This is a genomic window from Bifidobacterium angulatum DSM 20098 = JCM 7096 (assembly GCF_001025155.1).
GTDB lineage: Bacteria > Actinomycetota > Actinomycetes > Actinomycetales > Bifidobacteriaceae > Bifidobacterium > Bifidobacterium angulatum.
Map to the genome: position 1 here is coordinate 960,658 of NZ_AP012322.1, position 21,704 is coordinate 982,361.

The 21,704-nt window shown below is 57.9% G+C and carries 19 protein-coding genes, 5 tRNA genes, 1 pseudogene and 1 riboswitch; of the genes and pseudogenes, 22 read left to right on the forward strand and 3 right to left on the reverse strand.

All coding sequences use genetic code 11. The features are described 5' to 3' along the window. Positions 1 to 10: 10 nt before the first annotated feature. Positions 11 to 802: a fructosamine kinase family protein gene (locus tag BBAG_RS03825; protein WP_033508165.1), complete on the forward strand. Its 792-nt coding sequence runs from the start codon at positions 11 to 13 to the stop codon at positions 800 to 802. A 94-nt stretch (positions 803 to 896) separates the two neighbouring features. Here the strand turns inward: BBAG_RS03825 and BBAG_RS03830 are convergent, their stop codons facing one another. Then, positions 897 to 1,724: a PAC2 family protein gene (locus tag BBAG_RS03830; protein ID WP_003826299.1), complete on the reverse strand. Its 828-nt coding sequence runs from the start codon at positions 1,722 to 1,724 to the stop codon at positions 897 to 899. 157 nt (positions 1,725 to 1,881) lie between these two features. On the opposite strand from BBAG_RS03830, the gene BBAG_RS03835 reads away from it, so the two are divergent. The 6 genes from BBAG_RS03835 (at position 1,882) to BBAG_RS03860 (ending at position 3,281) form a co-directional block, all read left to right on the forward strand. Beyond that, a tRNA-Gly gene (locus tag BBAG_RS03835) sits at positions 1,882 to 1,954 on the forward strand. Between the two features lie 29 nt (positions 1,955 to 1,983). Then, positions 1,984 to 2,054, forward strand: a tRNA-Cys gene (locus tag BBAG_RS03840). A gap of 40 nt (positions 2,055 to 2,094) precedes the next feature. Then, positions 2,095 to 2,166, forward strand: a tRNA-Val gene (locus BBAG_RS03845). Positions 2,167 to 2,205: 39 nt separating this feature from the next. After that, positions 2,206 to 2,278, forward strand: a tRNA-Val gene (locus tag BBAG_RS03850). A gap of 21 nt (positions 2,279 to 2,299) precedes the next feature. Further along, a tRNA-Gly gene (locus BBAG_RS03855) sits at positions 2,300 to 2,372 on the forward strand. Between the two features lie 411 nt (positions 2,373 to 2,783). Continuing rightward, the gene (locus BBAG_RS03860; protein ID WP_003826301.1) at positions 2,784 to 3,281 is read left to right on the forward strand and encodes a M23 family metallopeptidase; all 498 of its coding nucleotides are present in this window, start codon (positions 2,784 to 2,786) and stop codon (positions 3,279 to 3,281) included. Positions 3,282 to 3,396: 115 nt separating this feature from the next. Here the strand turns inward: BBAG_RS03860 and BBAG_RS03865 are convergent, their stop codons facing one another. Beyond that, on the reverse strand, positions 3,397 to 5,430 hold the full coding sequence (locus BBAG_RS03865) for an AMP-dependent synthetase/ligase (RefSeq protein ID WP_033508163.1): 2,034 nt from the start codon (positions 5,428 to 5,430) through the stop codon (positions 3,397 to 3,399). Positions 5,431 to 5,699: 269 nt separating this feature from the next. Here BBAG_RS03865 and BBAG_RS03870 point away from each other — a divergent pair, with 269 nt between their 5' ends. The 9 genes from BBAG_RS03870 to BBAG_RS03910 all read left to right on the forward strand — a co-directional run bounded on the left by BBAG_RS03870 (position 5,700) and on the right by BBAG_RS03910 (position 13,403). Beyond that, positions 5,700 to 6,848, forward strand: coding sequence for an NAD(P) transhydrogenase subunit alpha (locus BBAG_RS03870; RefSeq protein WP_003826304.1), 1,149 nt, complete (start codon positions 5,700 to 5,702; stop codon positions 6,846 to 6,848). Between the two features lie 3 nt (positions 6,849 to 6,851). Further along, a complete protein-coding gene (locus BBAG_RS03875; protein ID WP_003826306.1) occupies positions 6,852 to 7,157 on the forward strand; it encodes an NAD(P) transhydrogenase subunit alpha in 306 nt (101 codons plus the stop codon). Continuing rightward, complete coding sequence (locus BBAG_RS03880; RefSeq protein ID WP_003826308.1) at positions 7,157 to 8,584, forward strand: NAD(P)(+) transhydrogenase (Re/Si-specific) subunit beta; 1,428 nt, start codon at positions 7,157 to 7,159, stop codon at positions 8,582 to 8,584. Before BBAG_RS03875 ends, BBAG_RS03880 begins: the two co-directional genes overlap by 1 nt. A gap of 232 nt (positions 8,585 to 8,816) precedes the next feature. Beyond that, positions 8,817 to 10,169: an MATE family efflux transporter gene (locus tag BBAG_RS03885; protein ID WP_003826310.1), complete on the forward strand. Its 1,353-nt coding sequence runs from the start codon at positions 8,817 to 8,819 to the stop codon at positions 10,167 to 10,169. Positions 10,170 to 10,605: 436 nt separating this feature from the next. Continuing rightward, positions 10,606 to 11,013, forward strand: coding sequence for a cupin domain-containing protein (locus tag BBAG_RS03890; RefSeq protein ID WP_033508294.1), 408 nt, complete (start codon positions 10,606 to 10,608; stop codon positions 11,011 to 11,013). Between the two features lie 132 nt (positions 11,014 to 11,145). Then, positions 11,146 to 11,772 carry a TetR/AcrR family transcriptional regulator gene (locus BBAG_RS08775; RefSeq protein ID WP_003826315.1) on the forward strand — a complete coding sequence of 209 codons (627 nt, stop codon included), beginning with the start codon at positions 11,146 to 11,148 and terminating at the stop codon, positions 11,770 to 11,772. Between the two features lie 63 nt (positions 11,773 to 11,835). After that, positions 11,836 to 11,914: riboswitch (Fluoride riboswitch) on the forward strand. 94 nt (positions 11,915 to 12,008) lie between these two features. Beyond that, the gene (locus BBAG_RS03900) at positions 12,009 to 12,440 is read left to right on the forward strand and encodes a FluC/FEX family fluoride channel (RefSeq protein WP_003826319.1); all 432 of its coding nucleotides are present in this window, start codon (positions 12,009 to 12,011) and stop codon (positions 12,438 to 12,440) included. Beyond that, the gene (locus BBAG_RS03905; RefSeq protein ID WP_003826321.1) at positions 12,437 to 12,808 is read left to right on the forward strand and encodes a fluoride efflux transporter FluC; all 372 of its coding nucleotides are present in this window, start codon (positions 12,437 to 12,439) and stop codon (positions 12,806 to 12,808) included. The genes BBAG_RS03900 and BBAG_RS03905 overlap by 4 nt, the downstream gene beginning before the upstream one ends. A gap of 46 nt (positions 12,809 to 12,854) precedes the next feature. After that, entirely contained in the window at positions 12,855 to 13,403 is a 549-nt protein-coding gene (locus BBAG_RS03910) for a DNA-deoxyinosine glycosylase (RefSeq protein WP_003826323.1), read from the forward strand. 21 nt (positions 13,404 to 13,424) lie between these two features. Here BBAG_RS03910 and BBAG_RS03915 read toward each other — a convergent pair whose 3' ends face one another. Continuing rightward, entirely contained in the window at positions 13,425 to 14,588 is a 1,164-nt protein-coding gene (locus BBAG_RS03915) for a PucR family transcriptional regulator (protein ID WP_003826325.1), read from the reverse strand. Positions 14,589 to 14,887: 299 nt separating this feature from the next. Between BBAG_RS03915 and BBAG_RS03920 the strand changes: the two genes are divergently transcribed. The 6 genes and pseudogenes from BBAG_RS03920 to BBAG_RS08815 all read left to right on the forward strand — a co-directional run. Next, positions 14,888 to 16,105, forward strand: a complete 1,218-nt coding sequence (locus tag BBAG_RS03920) for an aspartate aminotransferase family protein (RefSeq protein WP_003826327.1) — start codon at positions 14,888 to 14,890, stop codon at positions 16,103 to 16,105. A gap of 46 nt (positions 16,106 to 16,151) precedes the next feature. Next, positions 16,152 to 16,742, forward strand: a complete 591-nt coding sequence (locus BBAG_RS03925; protein WP_003826330.1) for a cytidylate kinase-like family protein — start codon at positions 16,152 to 16,154, stop codon at positions 16,740 to 16,742. A gap of 87 nt (positions 16,743 to 16,829) precedes the next feature. Then, positions 16,830 to 19,502, forward strand: coding sequence for a bifunctional amino acid transporter/iron-containing alcohol dehydrogenase (locus tag BBAG_RS03930; RefSeq protein WP_003826331.1), 2,673 nt, complete (start codon positions 16,830 to 16,832; stop codon positions 19,500 to 19,502). A gap of 189 nt (positions 19,503 to 19,691) precedes the next feature. Then, positions 19,692 to 20,369, forward strand: a complete 678-nt coding sequence (locus BBAG_RS03935) for a Pr6Pr family membrane protein (protein WP_047750096.1) — start codon at positions 19,692 to 19,694, stop codon at positions 20,367 to 20,369. Between the two features lie 82 nt (positions 20,370 to 20,451). Further along, the gene (gene bsh / locus BBAG_RS03940; RefSeq protein ID WP_003826335.1) at positions 20,452 to 21,396 is read left to right on the forward strand and encodes a choloylglycine hydrolase; all 945 of its coding nucleotides are present in this window, start codon (positions 20,452 to 20,454) and stop codon (positions 21,394 to 21,396) included. Between the two features lie 125 nt (positions 21,397 to 21,521). Continuing rightward, positions 21,522 to 21,692: pseudogene (locus tag BBAG_RS08815) on the forward strand (LysR family transcriptional regulator); the annotation flags it as partial. Positions 21,693 to 21,704: the final 12 nt, after the last annotated feature.

Consider the following 21,704-nt stretch of genomic DNA (forward strand, 5'->3'; position numbering starts at 1 on the left):
AGGAGTCGTAATGGCGACATATCGTAAGCACAGGGCGTTTGCTCCGAAAGGTTTTTTCGAGTGCGAGGGACGTGGTCTGCAATGGTTGGGTGAAGCTCAATCCCAGGGTGGTTCTCGCGTCGTTGATGTGTTCGGCTGGTCAGACGGCTATCTTGACATCGAACGGGTCGATGCTGCCATGCCGACCATCGAGGCTGCCCGTTCATTTGGCGCGTCCCTGGCGAGGATGCATGATGCAGGCGCACCGTATTTCGGGTCTGCCCCTGACGGTTATGAAGGGACTTGCTATTTTGGTCCACTGCAGGATCCTGTGCCGATGGATACCGGCGAATGGGATGACGTGGCGACGTATTATGCGCAAGGTCGCCTGCGCCCCATGGTTGATCTTGGTGTGAAACGTGGCGAACTCGACCAGTATGACGTCGAGCTCACGGAGGATGTGATTGCCGCGCTGCCGGATCTGCTTGGACGAGCCGCTGCCGATAAGCCTGCGCGAGTACATGGTGACTTATGGAGCGGCAATGTCATGTGGACCGCGGATCGAGGCAAAACCGAAGCCGTGCTTATCGACCCAGCCGCACATGGCGGGCATCGTGAGGAAGACCTGTCTATGCTTGCCTTGTTCGGCATCACCTATTTCCGGGATATTATCGAAGGCTATCAATCCGTGCATCCGTTGAAGACCGGATGGCAGGAGCGTCAGACATTGTGGCAGCTGTATCCGATCGCCGGCCACTGTGTCTTCTTCGGAGGAGGATATGTGAGCCAATACCGTTCCATGTGCAGATCGCTGCTACGCTGATCCGCATCGACCAAGAGTACGGGGCGTCCAGGTTGTTGTATCCGGACGCCCCATGATTATGGCTGTGTGTAATTTATCGATGGCATTGCACCGGTCAGAATCTCTTCAGGAATTCCTCCGCTTCGTGGACCAGCTGATCGGCTTTGCGCGGATCTTCGGCGGATGCCTCGTCCTTGGCCTGCTTTGCCTTGTCCCAATCCTCTTCAAGATGGTGTACGTAATCTTCCAGTTGATTGCTGCATCGAACGAGCATGGAAGCTTTGGCCTGCCATTCCTGCGTTTCCTTGGCAAGCCCTGCGGTCTCGAATGTCGTGCCTAGTTTCCGTTCCAGCGTATTGAGTAACGCCAACGTTCCCATGGGGCAGTCGTCGTTACCCATATATTGGGGCACGGAAACCCATATTGACGTTCCCGCGAAGGAGTGGTCCCTAGCCATGGCCTCCAGAATGGTGGTGATGCCGACGGGGCCATTGTATTCGCCGCAATCGCATTCGCTGTTGCAGTCCATATCGTCGCACACGCCGATAGGGAGAGGCCTGGTATGAACGCAATCGGCGAACATGGATCCGAGCGTGATGATGCGGTTCACGCCAAGCTCCTCGGCGATGTGCAGACTTTCCCTGCAGTATTCGCGCCACCGATAGTTTGGCTCCGGGGCCAGCATTACAAGGCAATGCTTGGTGGGGGAGAGCGGAATATCGTAGAACGTGGTCTGCGGCCAGACAATACGCGCATGCCCGTTGACCCGGCATAAGGTCGGGCGTGATACCTGATAGTCGTAGTAGCCCTCGCAGCTGATGTGTTGGACTTCGCGCGCGTCATAGGCGTCAATGAGCTGATGAATGGCGTTTGTCGCTGCTTGGCATGCGTCGTTCCAGCCGCTGAATGCCGCAAGCATCACGGTTTCTCGTTCTTCACTCATATTTGGTAAGCATAGTCCGGAAATTCCGGGTTAGGTGCTGATATCATGCCGTTTACGCCGCAGGCGAGCAGACGCGACACGCCGGGTTTGCAAATCGGGCGGGAAGTACTATAGTAATTACTCGTGCTCAGGCAGGAACGACTGCTGGGAACACAAGGCGGACATAGCTTAGTTGGTAAAGCGCAACCTTGCCAAGGTTGAGACCGCGGGTTCGAGTCCCGTTGTCCGCTCTAGGTCCGAAGAGTTGACAGACCTTTACGGTGGGTTAGCCAAGCGGTTAGGCAGCGGCCTGCAAAGCCGTATAGACGAGTTCGACTCTCGTACCCACCTCTCGGACTGAGGCGGCATGCCGCCTATTTTTTGCAGACCTGGGCGGTTGGCGCAGAGGTAGCGCACTTCCCTGACACGGAAGGGGTCACAAGTTCGAATCTTGTATCGCCCACTCAAGCTGTAAAAAGGCTGGAGATAATTGAAGAGTTATGGGTGATTGGCGCAGCGGCTAGCGCACTTCCTTCACACGGAAGGGGTCGTAGGTTCGATTCCTACATCACCCACGAAATCCTTCGAGGATTTTTGCGGACATAGCTTAGTTGGTAAAGCGCAACCTTGCCAAGGTTGAGACCGCGGGTTCGAGTCCCGTTGTCCGCTCGATTGAACCCCGTTTTATACGGGGTTTTCTTGTATTCGTATTCGCCCATCGATGAGCAGCCTTTGACGCGATGACTGAGCCGTTTTCCTTTGACTTGCCATTTGTAATGAATTTGTGAAAAACCGAGAGGGTACTATCCACATTTTCCGTATGACTGGACATTGATTATCCGCATCCATCATGGTGGACTGACAAGGTCTTTGCCAGCAAAAGGAGATGAGATGACGACCGGGTATGGGTGCGACGGGGGAAAGACGCGACGAAGAATATGGGCGCATGTGGTCGAAGGTCGTGCGCGACTGATCAGGGTCTCTGTAGCATGCCTTCTGATCGTATTGGCGGCATCGACGCTATGTCTGGTTCAGACGGGACAAGGCAGTACGGTGGCGGTGGAGAGCAATGCATGCGATATGCGGCAGAAAGCTGCGGTAAGTGACGCGGATACGGGACATGAGGGGTATGTGGCGGTGATCTCCGCATGGGGAGACACCTGTCATGCTGTGTTCGACTGGCCATTGCGCAAACCGGTCAGTGTGCTGAAGGCATACGATGGGCCGGCGCAGCCGTGGCTTTCAGGGCATCGAGGCGTTGATCTGCAGACGCGGACGGGTGAGGAGATCCTCGCCCCTGGTGATGGGATGGTTTCGTTTACCGGAAAGGTGGCAGGCAAAGATGTGGTGAGCATTAAGTATGGGGACATGGCCTTGACTTTTGAACCGGCCATTACGGACATTGGCGTAGGGGCATCGGTACGTCGCGGGCAGCCCTTTGCCAAGGTGGGGGAGAGCTCCGACCATTGCGATAACGTATGCCTGCATTGGGGAATTCGCAGTGGTGAGAAAACATATCTTGACCCGGCATCCATGGTGTCTGCGTACCGCATTGTACTGAAGCCAAAGGCCGAGTAAGGAAGTTGGTCGCTGCTGCGGGTATATGCCATGAGTGCAACCTGGTCATATGGCGAGGGGATGCCGAAACAAACGGCATCCCCTCGTATGAGCCCGCATGAAAATACGCTGTCGACTACTTCTTCTTGGTATACATCTGCGTATTCAGCAAAGTGGCGTAATGCTTGATGACCTTCGGGCGGATAACCTTCATCGAAGCGGTCATCAGACCATTCTCCTGAGTGAATTCCTCAGGAAGGATAATGAACTTGCGTACGGATTCGGCGCGTGAGACGCCTTCGTTCGCCTGATCGACCCACTTCTGCACCTCGGCGCGTACCGCGGCATTGGACGCTGCCTCTTCCATGCTCATATGCTCGTCAAGTCCCTTGCTGGCGAGCCACGGGCGAAGCGAGGTCTCATCCAGAGTGATCAAAGCGGAAATGAACGGACGCTTGTCGCCCAGAACCAGCGCCTGCGATACGAACTCGCAGCGCTGAATGACCTCTTCGATCGGGCCGGGGGCGACGTTCTTGCCGCCAGCGGTGATGATGAGATCCTTCTTACGGCCGGTGATATACAGGAAGCCGTCATTATCGATACGCCCCAGATCGCCGGTGGCGTACCAGCCATCCTCGGTGAAGGCGGATTCGGTGGCCTCCTCGTTCTTGTGATACCTGGGGAATACGGAGGTACCTTTCACCTGGACTTCACCGTCTTCGGCGATGCGCAGGGAGAACCCGGGGAATGCCGTACCGACGGAACCCTGGTGGAAGGTCTCTCCGGGCACGGTAAAGGAGCATGGCGCGGTAGTCTCGGTCAGACCGTAGCCTTCATACACCGGTACGTTCGCGCCGCGGAAGAACTCGAGCAGTTTCGGATCCAACGGCGCGCCGCCGGCCACGATCCACTTGGCTCGTCCGCCGAGCACCTCACGCAACGGTGCATAAACCATCGGATCGAAGGCGGCACGCCGTGCACGCACCGTCAGGGATGCCTTGCCCTTCTCGCTGATCTCCTGCATATAGGTCTGCGCGGCAACCACGGCAGAGGCAAAGGCCAGCCCCTTGGCTCCATGACCGGCCTTCTGGGAGGCGGCGTTATACACCTTCTCAAGCACGCGCGGCACCACGATCATCACCGTAGGCTTGGCGACCTGCAAATCGGCGGTCAGTGTCTTGATGCCCTGCGCGATATAGATACGCAGTTCGCTGGCTACGCAGATGTAGTTGATGGCTCGTGCGAAGGAGTGTGCCTGCGGCAGGAACAGCAGCACGGTATTGCGCTTATCGCTCAACATCTCCGGCATGAAATCGGGAAGATTAAGCGCGGTGGCACAGTAATGCTCGTGCGTCATCTCCACGCCCTTCGGCGCAGCGGTGGAACCGGAAGTGTATACGATGGAGCACAGGTCGGTCTTCTTGACCGATTCGATGCGTTCGTCGAGTTCCTCATCGGTCACGCCTGCGCCGTAGGCCTTGAGCTCGTCCAGGCCGCCGGTATTGATGGTGATGATATGCTCCAGCGACGGGCATTCCTCGATGGCCCCATCGGCCTTCTCGCGCATATCGGTGTCCTGCACGATAAGCAGCCTGGCATCGGAATTGTTCACGATGTTGCGAATCTGCTCCGCGGAATCAGTGTCGTAGATGGTGGCCAGCACGCCGCCGACGGCCATGATGGCAGCGTCGGTGAGATTCCATTCGTAGCAGGTACGGCACATGAACGCCACACCGTCGCCCTTCTTCAGGCCGTATTTCATCAGTCCCTTGGCGATGGCGCGGGTCTCGGCAAGAAACTCATTGGCGGTCCGGTCTATCCATTCGTTGCCGTCCTTGTAGGTGTACAGAATGTCGTCTCCGCGCCGCGCCGCGCGATCGGCATACAAGTCGTAGATTGAGGTTCCCTCGTCCAGCGGCGGGTTGCCTTTGGTGGTGGAGGTCAGCAGACCTGTTTCGGGATCGATGTCGGTGATGGTCGGACGGTCGTGGCCCCATTCGTCGGTGTGGGGGAGCGTGATGCCGCTTTCGTCCTTGATGCCAATGCTTCCAGCGTAATCGGGCTGGTCTCCGGAGCTGCCGCTTCCCGGGTGCACGAAATCCGTACCAAGCTTCAGCGCTTTTCGAGTAAGATTGGTGGTCTGCTGCTTCAACGAAGAGATAACGGACACGTGATGCTCCTTGATACTGATCTGTTCTTGACTATCCAGTTCTCAAAGAAGCCAGTTTAATCCTCTTACCGCGACACGTCACCTTACGGTAGCGTAGGGAAACGGCCGCGTCAAACGTTACCAATATAAGCATTGGACTTCTGGGCCGATGGCGGCTGCGGCATGGTTCAGCTCAGTTGGTGGGAAAGACCATTCGGCCTTTTCGATTATTGACTACACTGATGCGACGTAGGAAAAAAAGGCAAGGCCAATAGCTAGAAAGGGCTCTTATGGCTGAACAGAAGGAAGCCACGGTGACCTTCGGTGTGCTCAACGAGACGTCGGATACTGAATCCCGCGTCGCGCTGACACCCGATATCGTCACCAGGCTCGGCAGGAATGGTATTTCCTGCATCATTGAAAGCGGCGCGGGCAACGCCGCCGAATATACGGATGAAGATTACCAGGACGCCGGCGCGACCGTTGCATCTCGCGATGAGGTTATTGCGACCGCGGATGCTTTGGGCTTTATCGATCGTCCGTCTGCGGAAACCGTCGCCAAGCTCAAAGCCGGTCAGTGGGTGATCGGCATGCTTGGCTCGTTCACCGACACCGCATATGTCGAATCGCTGTCCAACGCGGGTCTTGTGGGCGTCGCCATCGAAAAGCTGCCCAGGCAACTCAGCTCCGCCCAGTCCATGGACGAGATGACCTCCCAGAATTCCGTAATGGGCTACAAGGCCGCCATTACCGCAGCCAACGCCTACGGTGCGTTCCTGCCGATGATGACGACCGCCGCAGGCACCATTCGTCCCGCCAAGGCATTGGTGCTGGGCGCGGGCATCGCCGGCCTGCAGGCCATCGGCACCCTGAAGCGTCTCGGCGCGGTTGTCACGGCGTATGATGTGCGCCCCGCTTCCAAGGGCGAAGTCGAATCCCTGGGCGCCAAGTTCCTCGACCTTGGTCTTGATTTCTCCAAGGGTCAGGGTGAAGGCGGCTACGCACGTGCGCTGAGCGCCGAAGAGCAGGCTCAGCAGCAGGCGGCCGTCGATGAGAAGGCCTCCGGTTTCGACATCGTCATCACCACTGCCAAGGTTCCCGGTCGCAAGCCCCCGGTTCTGCTGACCAAAGCCGGCGTCAACGGCCTGCATCGCGGCGCCGTGATCGTCGATTGTGCTGCATCCGACCTTGGCGGCAACGTCGAAGGCTCCGCCGTAGGCGAACAGGTCACCGAAGGCGGCGTCAAGCTGATCGGCGCCCCGTATCTCGCCAGCGGCGTGGCGACCACCGCATCCAACCTGTTGAGCCGTAACGTGGCCGATGTGCTGAGCCACTTCGTACGTGACGGCAAGCTGGGCATGGATCTGACGGAAGAACTCGATAATGCGCTGGTCGTAGCCGGTCGAATCGAGACTGCAGAGAAGAAGGAAGAGAAGTAACCCATGCCTACTCTTGTTGTATCCATCACACTGTTTGTTCTGGCGTTGCTCATCGGCATCGAGGTCATCGGCAAGGTCCCTGCGACCCTGCATACCCCACTGATGTCCGGCGCAAACTCCATCCACGGCATCGTCATTGTCGGCGTCGTGATCGTGGCGGCCGAAGCCAACTCGCCGCTGGCCTACGTGTTCATCTTCCTGGCCGCCGTGCTGGGCACGATGAACGTCGTCGGCGGTTATGTGGTCACCGACCGCATGCTTGAGATGTTCAAGTCCAACAAGAACGAGAAGAAGGGCGGGGATAAGTGATGCAGACCGCAACCACTGCAGGCGCCATTGATATCGTCGCCTGGTTCGTCTACCTGTTCTCGGCCGTCATGTTCGTCGTCGGCCTACATTTCATGAATTCCCCGAAGACCGCCCGCAAGGGTAACCGTCTGTCCGCATTCGGCATGGTCGTCGCCGTGATCATGGCCTTCGTTGTGCTGTTCGCCAAGGGATTCGTTAACGTCGTTGCCATTGTCGTGCTGGTGGCTGGCATTCTGATCGGCGCCATCGCCGGTGTGGTTTCCGCCAAGAAGGTCAAGATGACCGACATGCCGCAGCTTGTCTCCGTGTTCAACACGGTGGGCGGTGGCGCCGCCGCGCTTGTCGCGCTCAACGACGTGCTCACCAAAGACGGCACCCCGGATCTTGTGGTGCTGATCACCGCCGGGCTCGGTATGCTCATCGGTTCCGTCACCTTCACTGGCTCGCTCATCGCCGCCGGTAAGCTTCAGGGCATCAAGTGGGTCAAGAAGCTGAGCATCCCGGGCAAGGGCGTATGGAATGTGCTGTTCGCGGTACTCGCCATCGCCTCCCTGGTCATGCTGTGCGTGCAGCCGCAGCAGCGCCTGCTGTGGTCGGTTCTGACCACCGTGTTCGCGCTGTGCTATGGTCTGGTCTTCGTCATTCCGATCGGCGGCGCCGATATGCCCGTCGTGATCTCCGTGCTGAATGCCTGCACGGGTACCGCGGTCGCCATGAGCGGTCTGGCCATCGATAACGTTGCCCTGATCGTCGCCGGTGCACTTGTCGGTTCCGCTGGCGTGACCCTGTCCATCCTCATGGCCCAGGCCATGAACCGTCCGCTGCTTTCCGTCCTTGCCGGCGGTTTCGGCGGCGGTTCCGGTTCCGCCGCCGCTGGCGACGGCCCTGAAGGCACCATGAAGGAGACCTCCGCCGACGATCTGGCGGTGCAGCTGGTCTACGCCGACAAGGTCATCTTCGTGCCGGGCTTCGGTTTGGCGCAGGCACAGGCGCAGCGCGAACTGGCCGATCTGGGCGAACTGCTCAAGGGTCATGGCGTGGAGGTGTCCTACGCGATTCATCCGGTGGCAGGTCGTATGCCTGGCCATATGAACGTGCTGCTCGCCGAGGCCAACGTGCCCTATGAGGAGCTGGTCGATCTCGATGAGATCAACCCGCAGTTCCCGCAGGCCAACGTGGCTTTGGTCGTCGGTGCGAACGATGTGACCAACCCTGCCGCCCGCAAACCGGGCACTCCGGTCTCCGGCATGCCGATCCTCGACGTCGACAAGGCGCAGAACGTGGTCGTCATGAAGCGTGGCCGCGGTACCGGTTATGCCGGCATCCAGAACGAGCTCTACTTCGAGGACAACACCCAGATGCTGTTTGGCGATGCGAAGAAGAGCCTGCAGGCCGTGATCGCAGCCGTCAAGGAGCTGCTGAACTGATGGCGTAGACCATTAGTCGCAGGTCACCTTCCGGATGAATGATCTTCAGCCCCTTTCCCTTAGCGTTGGGAAAGGGGCTTTTCCATATTCGCCCCAACGCCGCAAAGAGGATAACCGGTTAGTTTCCCGAATGCTGGACATGGCATATCTCCGGGTTGACTCTACAACAATGGTAGGGTTTACCGTTCCTGGTGGAAGACGAAGATCCGAGTAGGAGGGCGACTGGCAAGCCATGGAAAAGAATCTGACGACGGGCAATGTCCTGAGAACCATCATTGTTTTTGCATTGCCGTACCTGTTGTCGTATTTTCTGCAGACGCTGTATGGTATGGCCGATCTGTTCATTGCCGGCCAGTTCATCGGGGTCGACGGCATCACCGCTGTGGCGAACGGAAGCCAGGTACTGTACATGCTCACCGTGGTCATCGTGGGTCTGGCCATGGGGGCCACTGTCACCATCGGCCGTGCGATCGGTGCGAACAGGCTTGACCGCGCGGCCAGAGCCATCGGCAATGTCATCACGCTGTTCGCGGGCATTGCACTTGTGCTGACGGTTGTTCTGCTGCTGAACGTGCGCAACATCGTCTCGCTTATCGGTGTACCTGAGGAAGCCGCTGAGGGAACCGTCCAATACCTGACCATTTGCTATATCGGCATTCCATTCATCGTCGCCTACAACATCATCAGCTCGGTGTTCCGCGGGCTGGGGGATTCGAAGAGCCCCATGTATTTCATCGCGGTCGCATGCCTGTGCAATATCGCGTTCGACTACCTGTTCATGGGATGGCTGCACCTTGGCCCGTCCGGCGCGGCTCTGGGAACCACCCTGGCGCAGACCGTCAGCGTGATAGTGGCGTTGGCCGCGATTCGTTGCAGGCATACGGGCGTCAGACTCAGGCTCAGCGATCTTCGGTTCGATAAGGGAATATTGGGCAGCATACTCGGCGTCGGTGTGCCGACCGCAGTGCAGGATGGCTGCATTCAGATCGCCTTCATCATCATCACGGTTATTGCCAACTATCGCGGGCTCGACGATGCGGCGGCGGTCGGTGTGGTCGAAAAGGTGATCAGTGCGCTGTTCCTCGTGCCATCGTCCATGCTGGCGACGGTATCCGCTGTTTCGGCGCAGAATATCGGCGCCGGTAAAACGCAACGCGCGACGCAGACATTACGGTATGCCACGGCGATCACCGTTGCCTATGGTATTGCCGTATCGATTGTCGTGGAACTGACGGCAGGTTCCATAGTCGGCCTGTTCACTACCGATGCCACGGTGATTGTGCTGGGAACCCAATATCTCCGCAGCTATATCGTCGACAGCATCTTCGCCGGCGTCCATTTCTGCTTCAGTGGGTTTTTCGCCGCATGCGGACGCTCCTACATCGGCTTCATCCACAATATCGTGGCCATCACCTTGGTACGTGTACCGGGGGCGTATCTGGCTTCCAAGCTGTTCCCGGATACGCTGTTGCCCATGGGCATTGCGGCTCCCGCGGGTTCGCTGCTTTCCGTGCTGATTTGCCTGGGCTTCTATGCGTGGCTCAAGCGTCGCGGCATAATTGCCGTGAAGGGGACTGCGCTGTAATGGGCGGGCACAAGGGAACGGTTGGCGAATCACGCGGTGGCGGCAGATTATTCCGTATAGGCGAAGTCGACCGGTTTCTCCCGTGAGGTCACGCTGATCGACAACGGACTGACTTCGGATCCGCGCCAGTTCGTCACCGAAATCGGCATCCCGGTCCGGTAGCTGTAGCCATACAGGCCATCTTGGAACCAGGATGCCGCTTATTTGACCGCTCGGGCGTATTCTGCTCGGCGCTATGTGGTGGTCTCTTTGCGGTTCCGTCTTCGAACAGCCGACGATTGGTGCCGTCACGCCTTTGGCCCAATGCCGCACAACACGTCTTTCCATGTGTTTTATGCATGGAAAGACGTGCTGTGTATTCATTGGACATTCCTTTTGCATAAGCGTTGAATAGGTGCCATATATTCAAGAAGGCATGGGAAAGGACGAATCGACCATGGAGAATCCGAGCGCGTTCCCGATGGGGGAGCCGAACGATGGCTTTGCACAGTACTTTGTCGGGCAGAGCTATCTCGCCCCGGTGCTTGAATCGCCGCAGATCGCCATCCACAACGTGACATTCGAGCCGGGATGCCGCAATAACTGGCATATCCATCACCATGCGGCACAGGTGCTCATCGCTGTTGGCGGGCGCGGCTATTACCAGATCGAAGGACAGGAGCCCAAGGAGCTTAAGGCAGGTCAGGCCGTCTGCATTCCCGCCGATACGAAGCATTGGCACGGTGCCGCCCCCGATGAGGCGTTCTCGCATCTGGCGTTTATGGTGCCGGTGGGTGATCCGTCGCTGATGGGCAATGAATGGCTTGAGCCAGTGGACGCCGAAGCCTACGGCAAGCTCGACTGAATAGCGGTTTTCCGGATTGTGCACAACGCCATGCCCGAAATGGGCGTGGCGTTCCTTCGTTTTACGGTATGTCGATGTATTGGCGCTTATTATCATGTGTATTGCTAACGGGTTTTAGCCAAGGAGGGTGTCATGAGAAGAAGCGATACACGCCAGAGGATTATCGAAGAGTCGCTGCATCTGTTTGCCTCCAATGGATACGATGCGGTCAGTGTTTCGCAGATCGCGCAGGCGGTAGGTATCAAGGCGCCCTCACTGTACAAGCATTTTGCCAGCAAACGCGCCATATTCGAAGCGATTGTGGACTATATGCATCGCATCGATGTCAAGCATTCGCAAGAGGCGGAAGTGCCGGAACGGGACGTCGATGCGGACGATGGCCCGCATGATGCCGTCGATCCGAAGAAATTACGCGTATACATGGTCGAACAGTTCCGCTACTGGACGGAGGATGATCTGGCCCGCGATTACCGGCGTATGCTGACGGTCGAACAGTACACGTCCGCCGAAGGCATGGCCATGTATCAGAAAGTGCTGGGCAGCGGCCCGGTCGCGTATATCGAGGATATGATCGGCGTGATGCTTGACGAGGGGACTATGCGTGGCGATGATCCGAAGCGTATGGCGATCGAATTATATGCGCCTTTCTTCCTGCTGCTCAGCGCCGCGGATGCCGTTGCGAGCAATCAGGCGCGTCGCCGGGTGCTAGACGTTTTCGCGAATGGTGTGGACGCCTTCATGGACCGATATCGGGCGTAATCGGAAACGGTATTGTTCGCATGCCGGTCAAGGAGCATGGAACATGCCGCGGCGGTGAATACACTTACCGGTGGCGATGGGACTCGCCTGGGGCCTGCAAGGATTCCCGAACCGCAATTCCGCTGATGGTTCCTATTGACGCGTGGGTGTGTGGTATCGCATGCGTTCGGCGGATGCGGTGCCGCCGTTGACGCCGGTCGACATGTTTGCGGCACCCCGCCGAAAAGAGGGTAAATATGGCACGACAACCTATTGTTCGTCTTGATCTCATATGCGTGGCGTTCCTAGGGGGGTGCGTCGGTACGGCGCTGCGATACGCGCTTTCCGCGATTCCGGAGTCCGGAACGTTCCACATCGGCACGTTTGCCGCCAATATGCTGGCATGCCTCTGCTACGCGGCATTATCCGCGTGGCTGGGCGGCACGCGTAAGATCGCCGGTCGTGCGAAGGAGTACGTGAACCGGGGGTTTGGCATGGGCATGTGCGGCGGGCTGTCCACCATGTCCACGCTTGCCCTGGAGGAATTCATGCTGATGCGTGACGGCAGCATCGCGGGAAGTGCGGTGTATTGCTGCGCGACATTCGTCGTCGGCTTCGCGCTGGCGTATGCCGGGGCCACCATCGGCGATCATATCGCCTCCGCCGAGCATAAGGGGGCGAACCGATGAACGTGATTATTCCCATGCTGGTCTGCCTGTGCGGCGGTCTCGGCGCCAGTGCGCGGTACGTCTGCGATTCTTATATCAAGGCCGCGTGGTGCAAGGACTTCCCGATGTCCACGTTCGTCATCAACGTCGTGGCAGGTCTGCTGGCGGGAATCGTAGCCGGATTGTATGTGCATTCGACCATATCGGGTTCGGCACGCCTGCTGTTGGCGACGGGATTCCTCGGTGGTTTCTCCACGTTCTCGACCATGATGAACGAGTCCGTCACAGCATTGCGTGCCGGGAAATCAGCTGTGTTCGCCGGATACATGGCAGTGTCGATAATCGTTCCTGTAACGGCTGTGGCGTTTGGATACTGGATCGTCCCCTGAACGGCATCTGCGGAAGAGACAAGAGACGGAGGCGATTGTATTGCAGATGACGCATGTGGAGCATGGATTCGGGCCGGTATGGGATGACAAGTCCCAAGTGCTGGTGCTCGGATCCATGCCCAGTCCGAAGTCCCGTGAGATGAGGTTCTATTACGGCCACAAGCGCAATCGGTTCTGGCCGGTTATGGCAGCGGTGTTTCATGATGACACCTGCCTGTGCGAGGGGATGGACGCCGAATCGACGGTGGCCGAACGCAGGGATTTCGCATTGCGGCATCATATGGCGTTATGGGATGTGATCGCGTCCTGCGATATCGCCGGTGCCAGCGATGCCTCCATCCGCAATGTCGTCGCCAACGATCTTGCCCCGCTCATCGGCGCTTCGCATATCGACCATATATTCACCACCGGCGCTAAAGCTGCTCAGCTGTATCGCAGACTGTGCGTTCCGGCGCTTGCACGCTCTGGCTGCAGGCGGCCTGCCATGACCCAGCTTCCGTCTACGAGTCCGGCCAATGCCGGCATGAGACTGTCCGATCTGATCGATGCCTATACGGTCGTGGCACAGGCCGCCGGTGGGTCTTCGGCAGATTGACGGGCGGCCGCGGTTGTTGTGTCACATCATGTCCATAAGCATGTAGCCCAGCATGATTTGCAGCCGGTCATCCAGGCTTGACAGATCCATGCATAGGATCTGACCGGCTTTGGCGATTTTGTAATTCACGGTATTGCGGTGGACGAACAGGTTCTCCGCGGTGTCCTTGACGCTGCCGTTATGATCGAGATAGCTGCGCAGCACGTCGGTGAGATCGGAATCGTTCTCCCGGTCGTATTCGACGAGCGGTCCCAGCACCTGCCTGTAGTATTCCTGCGATATTTCGGGGTCTTCCACACCGAGCAGCACACGGTACGCGCCCAGATCGTCGAAGAAGTTGATTCGATCGTTCAGCTTGCCGCGTGCATGTAATTTGAGGATGGATTCGGCTTGTCGGTGGCTTTTGCAGATGCATCGGATGCTTTGCGTCAATTTGCCGACGCCGATGGAAGCGGTCTCCGGCCCGCGTAACGCGCGTTGCACGACATCCAGTACGCCTTGCCCGACATTGCGTAGCTCTTCGGGGTTCTCGCAATGCACGACGGCGACGATCTGCTCCCATTCGCCATATGTCGCACTGAATCGAATGCGTTTGCGCAGATACTTTTTGATGGTCTCATTGACCATGTCAATGCGACGATAGGGGTCTTCGACGAAATCGTCGATTCTGACGACAATGACGGCATACCGCCATTCGATTTCGAAATGGAACTCGGAGAGCGCGGAAATGTACAGTTCCTGCCGTTCGGGAAACGAGACGGCGTTTCTGAAGGCTTCGCCGATCATGCGGTCGTGGGTCTCCTCGTCGATAAGGCGACGGCATAGCGGGCGCACGATGCTTTCGAAGGGAACGTCGCGGGGGATGGCGAATAGGGGGAAGGCGTGCTCCTCGCAGAACGTCGTTACCGTTTCGGGGATTTCGGCGATGTAATGACCTGTGTCTATGGCCACTCCGGCTACGCCTTTCGCGTAGAGGGCCCTTACGTAGGAAAGCAGGTCCGCGTCGTCGTGCAGCGCTACACCGGTGGTGAGGATCAGCTCGTCGCCGCCAAGATAGTCACTCAGCATGGTGGACTCCAGCACATGCACCCAAGTGATCCGGTGTGACAATCCATCGCTTCCGGCCAGCAGTTCGAGCCCTGTCTCGGGGCAGTCACCAAGAAGCTCCTGCAGTTCCAATGCCATGTGTAATCTCCTGGAAACATTGATGTAACGACGTTTTCGGTGTTGTTGCGCACTGTGGCGGCTATACAAACAGCGTATCGGCGGCAATATGCGGTTTGTCGCCTTGGTTCATATATCGGTATGGGAAAGTGTGCTACTTCGGCAACGCGAATTGTGCTCGGGCACATTTGTTTTTGGGTCGAGACGGCTGGAAGAACAATTCAAAAGCAAAGATACTGAAGTCAGTTCAAGCCGAACAAGCCAGCTGAACAGACCGTGGTTCACGGCCTACGCCATAGCATCGCAAGGAGGACAGCATCATGAAGCTGCAGGATACCGGACTGACGTTCGAAGACATCAAGGGCAAGGTCAACAAGTACATGATCGAGACCTATGAGCGTTTCGATTTTCTGGCGGACCATGCCAAAGGCGTCTACATGTACGACGAGAACAACACCCCGTATCTTGATTTCTACGCAGGCATCGCGGTCAATGCGGTCGGCAACTGCAATGAGAAGGTCGTCAAGGCGGTGCAGGATCAAGCCGCCACGCTGATGCAGACCTTCAATTACCCATACACCGTTCCGCAGGCGCTGCTCGCCGAGAAGATCTGCACGGCCATCGGCATGGACAAGATCTTCTATCAGAATTCCGGTACCGAGGCCAATGAAGCCATGATCAAGATGGCCCGTAAATACGGTGTGGAAAAGTACGGCCCGGAAAAGTACCATATCGTCACCGCCCGTGAATCCTTCCACGGCCGCACCTTCGGTGCCATGTCCGCAACCGGCCAGCCTGACAATGCATGCCAGATCGGCTTCGGGCCGATGACCGAAGGCTTCTCCTATGCGCCGTTCAACGATCTTGAGGCATTCAAGGCGGCATGTACCGAGAACACCATCGGCATCATGGTCGAGCCGGTGCAGGGCGAAGGCGGCGTGCACCCCGCAACCCAGGAATTCCTGCAGGGTCTGCGCGAGTTCTGCGACGAAAAAGGCATCCTGCTGCTGCTCGATGAAGTGCAATCCGGTTGGGGCCGTACCGGCGCGCTCATGTCCTACATGAACTATGGCATCAAGCCCGATATCGTCTCCATGGCCAAGGCCATGGGCGGCGGCATGCCGATCGGCGCCATCTGCGCCACCGAAGAGGTGTCCAAGGCGTTCACCATGGGATCGCACGGCACCACCTTCGGAGGCCACCCGGTCTGCTGCGCAGCCTCGCTCGCCGCCGTCACCGAAATCATCGACCGCGACCTGCCGGGCAATGCCAAGAAGGTCGGCGCATACTTCATCGACAAGCTTTCCAAGCTGCCTCACGTCAAGGAGGCCCGTGGCCAGGGCCTGTTCGTCGGCGTCGAATTCGACGGCACTATCAACGCCGTCGATGTCAAGCACGGCTGCTTCGACCGCAAGCTGCTGATCACCGCCATCGGCAAGGATGTCATCCGCATGGTTCCGCCGCTGATCATCACCGAAGAGGACGTGGACAAGGCCGTCGCCATCATCGCCGACACGATCGACTCCCTCTCCAAGTGAACTCCGGCCCGACCGGAGGTGCACAGCGCATAAAAGGCGGAACGATATGAAGCACATGGTCATCACCATCGGATGCGAATATGGCGCAGGAGGCCCCGAAATCGGCAAGATGCTCGCGCAGGCACTCGGCATCGAATACTACGACCGTGATCTGGTCGACAAAATCGTCAATGATCTGGACGTGGACAAGGAACTCGTGGAGAAGGCGGATAAGGCGACGAACGTCCCCTACACCTTTGAAACGACGCTCGGCCCCCGATACGCGAACCTGACGAATAGGGTCATCTCGCTGCAATACCAGGCCATGCACAAAATGGCCGAGAAATCCTCCTGCGTCATCATCGGACGCAGCGCGAACTATCTGCTGCACGACAGAGACGATCTGATCAACATCTTCATCTATGCGCCGGAAGAGGACCGAATCCGCGCGGTGATGGAGCATCAGTCGGTAAGCGAAGCCAAGGCGCGCGAAATCATCAGCTATAACGACGAGCGCAACCGCAGCAGGCATCAGTACATCACCGGCACGAATCGCGGCGATCGCAGCCAGCGTGATCTGCTGATCAACAGCAGCATGCTGGGCTGGGAGAAAACCTGCCAATACCTGCTGCTTCTGGTGGAAATGATGAACGAATAACGCGAAATCGCCGTGCGGGCCGCAGGGGAGTGAAACGGCCCGCACGGCACTGCGCCATCGCGCAGAACGTATTCGGAAGGAACGACGATGGAAACGCACACAAGAACAACTTCGAAATTCAATAAGGCCTTCAGCTCCATGGATATTCTGATGATCGCCTTCGGCGCCATGATCGGATGGGGCTGGGTCGTCTCCACCGGCGACTGGATAGGGACAGCCGGTGTTATCGGCGCCATGCTGGGATTCATCCTTGGCGGCGTGATGATCTTCTTCATCGGCATGACCTACGCCGAGCTCACCCCCGCCATGCCGGAATGCGGCGGTGAGCATGTATTCAGCATGAGAGCCATGGGGCCTGTCGGCTCATTCGTCTGCACATGGGCCATCATCCTGGGCTATGTCAGCGTCGTGTGTTTCGAGGCATGCGCGCTGCCTACCATCATCACCTATGTGTGGCCGCAGTTCCTGCAAGGCTACCTGTACACCGTCGCAGGATTCGACATCTACGCCACTTGGCTGGCCACGGCCATCGTCTTCGCGATATTCATCACCGTGATCAATATCATGGGCGCGAAGACCGCGGCCAAGCTGCAGAACATTCTGACCCTCGCCATCGGCGCCGCGGGCATCCTGCTTATCGCGGCATCCGTTGTCACCGGCAACCCCTCGAATCTTGACGGGCAGATGTTCGCCGGCAGCGGCATGCAAGGCATGATGGGCACCATCATCAAAGTGGCCGCCGTCAGCCCGTTCTTCTTCATCGGATTCGATGTCATCCCGCAGGCCGCCGAAGAGATCAACGTGCCGTTGAAGAAAATCGGCAAGATCCTCATCCTTTCCATCGTTCTGGGCGTCACCTTCTACGCATTGATCATCTTCTCCGTGGGCTATGTCATGAACAGCGGCCAGATCGCGGCATCCTATAACGGCAGTGGATTGGTCACCGCCGATGCCATGGCCAACGCCTTCCACAGCACCATCATGGCGAAAGTGCTGATCCTGGCCGGCATGTGCGGCATCATCACCAGCTGGAACTCGTTCATGATCGGCGGCAGCCGCGCCATGTACTCCATGGCCGAGTCCTATATGATTCCACGATTCTTCGCGAGGCTGCATCCGAAGACCAACACCCCGTACATCGCCATTCTCGTCGTCGGTCTGCTCAGTGTGCTCGCCCCGTTCGCCGGCCGCAAGATGCTCGTCTGGATCGTGGATGCCGGCAACTTCGGCTGCATTCTCGCATACTGCATGGTGTCGTCGTCCTTCATCATCCTGCACGTGAAGGAACCGACCATGCCCCGTCCGTACAAGGTGAAGCATTGGAAGTTCATCGGCGCCATGGCAGTGCTCATGTCGGCCATCATGATCATGCTGTATGTCTTCCCGGGCACTGGTGTGACGCTCGTTCCGCAGGAATGGGCGATGGTCGCCGGCTGGACGCTGCTTGGCGTGGTGTTCTTCGTCTTCAGCAAGCTTGTCTACAAGGAGAAGTTCGGCTATTATGCCCAGCTTGCCGTAAGCGAATCCGCCAAGACCGAAGAGCAGGAGGAAACGACTGCGGCAGCACGTGCCACAAGCGCGATCATGGCCGCCGAAGTCAGCGGTCTGGACGAATGGAGCCGTGGTTTCGACTACTTCCTGCCGATCAACCTGGTTTTCGGGCAAGGCAAGGTCGAACAGGTCGGCAAGATCGCCGCCGCACATGGCACCACCGCGATGATCGTCACCGGAGGCAGCTCCGTCAAACGCACTGGAACCTACGACAGGGTACGTGCACTGCTTGAGCGTGAAGGCATGCATACCGTACTGTTCGATCAGGTCACTCCCAATCCGCTGACCACCACGGTGGAGGAAGGTGCGAAACTGGCCATAGCGCAGCATGCCGATGTCGTCATCGGACTTGGTGGAGGCAGCGCGATGGACGCGGCCAAGGGCATCGCCTTTATGGCGTGCAACGAGGGCGGCGTATCCGAGTACATCTATGGCGATCGATCTTCCAGCAAGGCCCTCCCGATCATTCAGGTGCCCACCACTTTCGGCACGGGATCGGAATCCAACGGGTTCGCGGTCATGACCAATCCCGATAACGGTGACAAGAAGTCGTTGCGAAGCCCGGCGCTCGTCGCCACGGCATCCATCGTCGATCCCGATCTCATGCGCACCATGCCCAGCAGCGTCATCGCCGCCAACGGATGCGACATGCTCTGCCACTGCATCGAGGCGTTCACCGCCAACAATGCGCAGCCGTTCACCGATGCCCTGGCGTTGTACGCGATTCCGCTGATCGCCAACAACATCGTAAGCCTGTATCGTGGCGAAGGCACGGACGAGCAGTGGTCCAAGGTCTGCCTGGCCGGCACCATCGGCGGCATGGTGATCAACACCGCAGGCATCACGCTGGGGCATGCCATGGAGCATCCGGTCAGCGGCCTGAAGGACATCACCCACGGTCGGGGGCTTGCAGCCATCGAGCCCGTGGCAATCGAGGCCACTTACCGTTATAACCGGTTCAAGTTCGGGCGCATCGCCAGAATGCTGGGCGGATTCACCGCAGAGGATTGCGCACCGCGTATGCGGACCTTGCTCAAGAGCCTCGACCTTGATGTGACATTGGGCGATCTTGGAATCGGAAAGAAGGATATTCCATGGTTGGCGCGGAACGCGAGAAAGGTTTCCCCAGGCAATCTGGTCAACACTCCGGGCTCTGAATCCACAACCTCCGAGGAATCCTTGGAGGACCTGTACGCTTCGATGATCTGATTGCGACTGGAAAAGCGCCAGGTAGGGTTCGCTTGAACCTTGGAGGGTGGCTGTCGTGTCGAACCGGCACGACAGCCACCCTTTTGCATGCGGTTCGCGCTATGCCCCAGAGTGGTGGGGCAGTCATGACGATGGGAGGGTTGGCCGATGCGTCGGTATGCTATGACAAGGTTTCGAAAGGACAACCCAATGTACATTCACTCAAGAGCGGCATCCGTCGTCTATAAAATCATCCTGGCATTGGTCGGCATTTCGGCATTGCTATACGAGGTCGGCTTTGGCTACGGATATTTCAGAAGCGTGTTCTTCTGCTATTTCACCAATCTCAGCAACATCGCCGTAGTCGCATACCTGTGGGCCGCCGCTGTGGCGGCGCTGCGTAAGGACTCCACGTGGCCGGAGCCCTGGCAGCCAAAGCTCAAGCATGCGCTTATGCTCGCCATCACCGTCACATGGCTGGTTGCGCATTTTCTGCTCGACCATGGCGGCGTTTTCAAAGGCGGAACGTTCCACTGGACTTCCCTGGTGCTGCACTACATCGTTCCGATCGGCATGATTCTCGATTGGCTGCTGTTCGACCGCAAGGGCACGATGAGCAAGTTCGAACCGCCATGCTGGATTGCCTTCCCTTTGGCGTATCTGGCGTGCATCATGGTCGGCGTATGGTGCTTCGGCCTGTATGTCAGAGTCGATGATCATAGTCGCTGGCCCTATGACTTCATCGATTTCGACAAGCATGGCGTTCCCGGGGTGGCGTTGACGGTGCTGCTGCTGATCGTCGGTTTCGTCATTCTGGGCTACGTATACATGCTCGTCGATCATCTGATGGATCGTACGGCGTCGAATACCCTGCCAGCGAAATCCTGATTTCTGGCCATGCGAACCGGCGTAGCATGGCTTCCACCAGGCGAATATGGTCGCCACGTCCAGTCGATAGAAGGAGTTTCTCATGTGCACTGGCATTCGTTTCATTGACGCCGAAGGCAATATGGTATTCGGGCGTAATCTTGATTGGAGTTTCTCGTATGGCGAGTCCATTCTGGTGACGCCGCGTGGATTCTCCTGCGACTACACCTACGGTGGAACCGACAAGCATCCCGCCGCCGTAATCGGCGTCGGCGTGGAGATGAACGGCATGCCCATGTATTTCGATTGCGCCAACGAAAACGGTCTTGCCATAGCTGGGCTGAACTTCCCCGGCTATGCATCGTTCGCTTCCGAGCCGGAACAGGGGCGCGTCAACATCCTCACCGGCGAGTTCCCGCTATGGGTCGCGCGTAATTTCAATACGGTTGATGAGGTCGAACAGGCGTTGGCAAACGTCACACTTGTATCGCCGGACGATCCCAAGCGCCCCAAGTCGTTCCTGCACTGGCTGATCGGCGATGCCAAGCGCAGCATCGTTGTCGAGCAGATGGCGGACGGCATGCACATCCATCATGATGACATCGATGTGCTTGCCAACCAGCCGACGTTCGATTGGCACATGGAGAATCTGCGCAACTATATGAATGTGGGCAGCGATATGGCCGAGCCCACCGCATGGGGCAAGCATACCCTTACCGCATGGGGAGCCGGCGTAAGCATGCATGGCCTTCCCGGCGATGTGAGTTCGCCCTCCCGTTTTGTGCGTGTGGCCTATGCTAATACTCATTACCCGGTGCAGAGCGGTGAAACCGCGAACATCGCGCGTCTGTTCCACACGCTCGCCTCCGTGCAGATGGTCGAGGGCATGGCGAAGATGGCGGACGGCAAGTACGAGAGGACGCTGTTCACCAGCGGCTACTATGCCAAGACCAACGCCTACTATATGAACACCTATGAGGATCCCGCCATCCGGAAGTACGCCTTTGCCGACTACGATCTCGAATCGGCGGAACTCATCAGGGCGTAGAGCTGTTCATTCAGACGCTTCCCCTGTTGTGGTGGTCGGTTTGGACGAAAACAGACTCGTTTTCGTCCAAACCGACCACCTTTTCGTTTGGCATGAGAGATTGGCATGAGAGAAAGGACGGCACCATGACATTGCAGCAGTTGCGCTATCTGATTGCGGTGGCCGAAAAGGGGTCGATAACCGAAGCCGCGAAATCGTTGTTCATCTCTCAGCCGAGTCTGTCCAATGCGATCAGGGAAGTCGAGCAGAGCATCGGCTTCCGCATCTTCAATCGGCATCGAACCGGCGTCACATTGACTGCGAAGGGC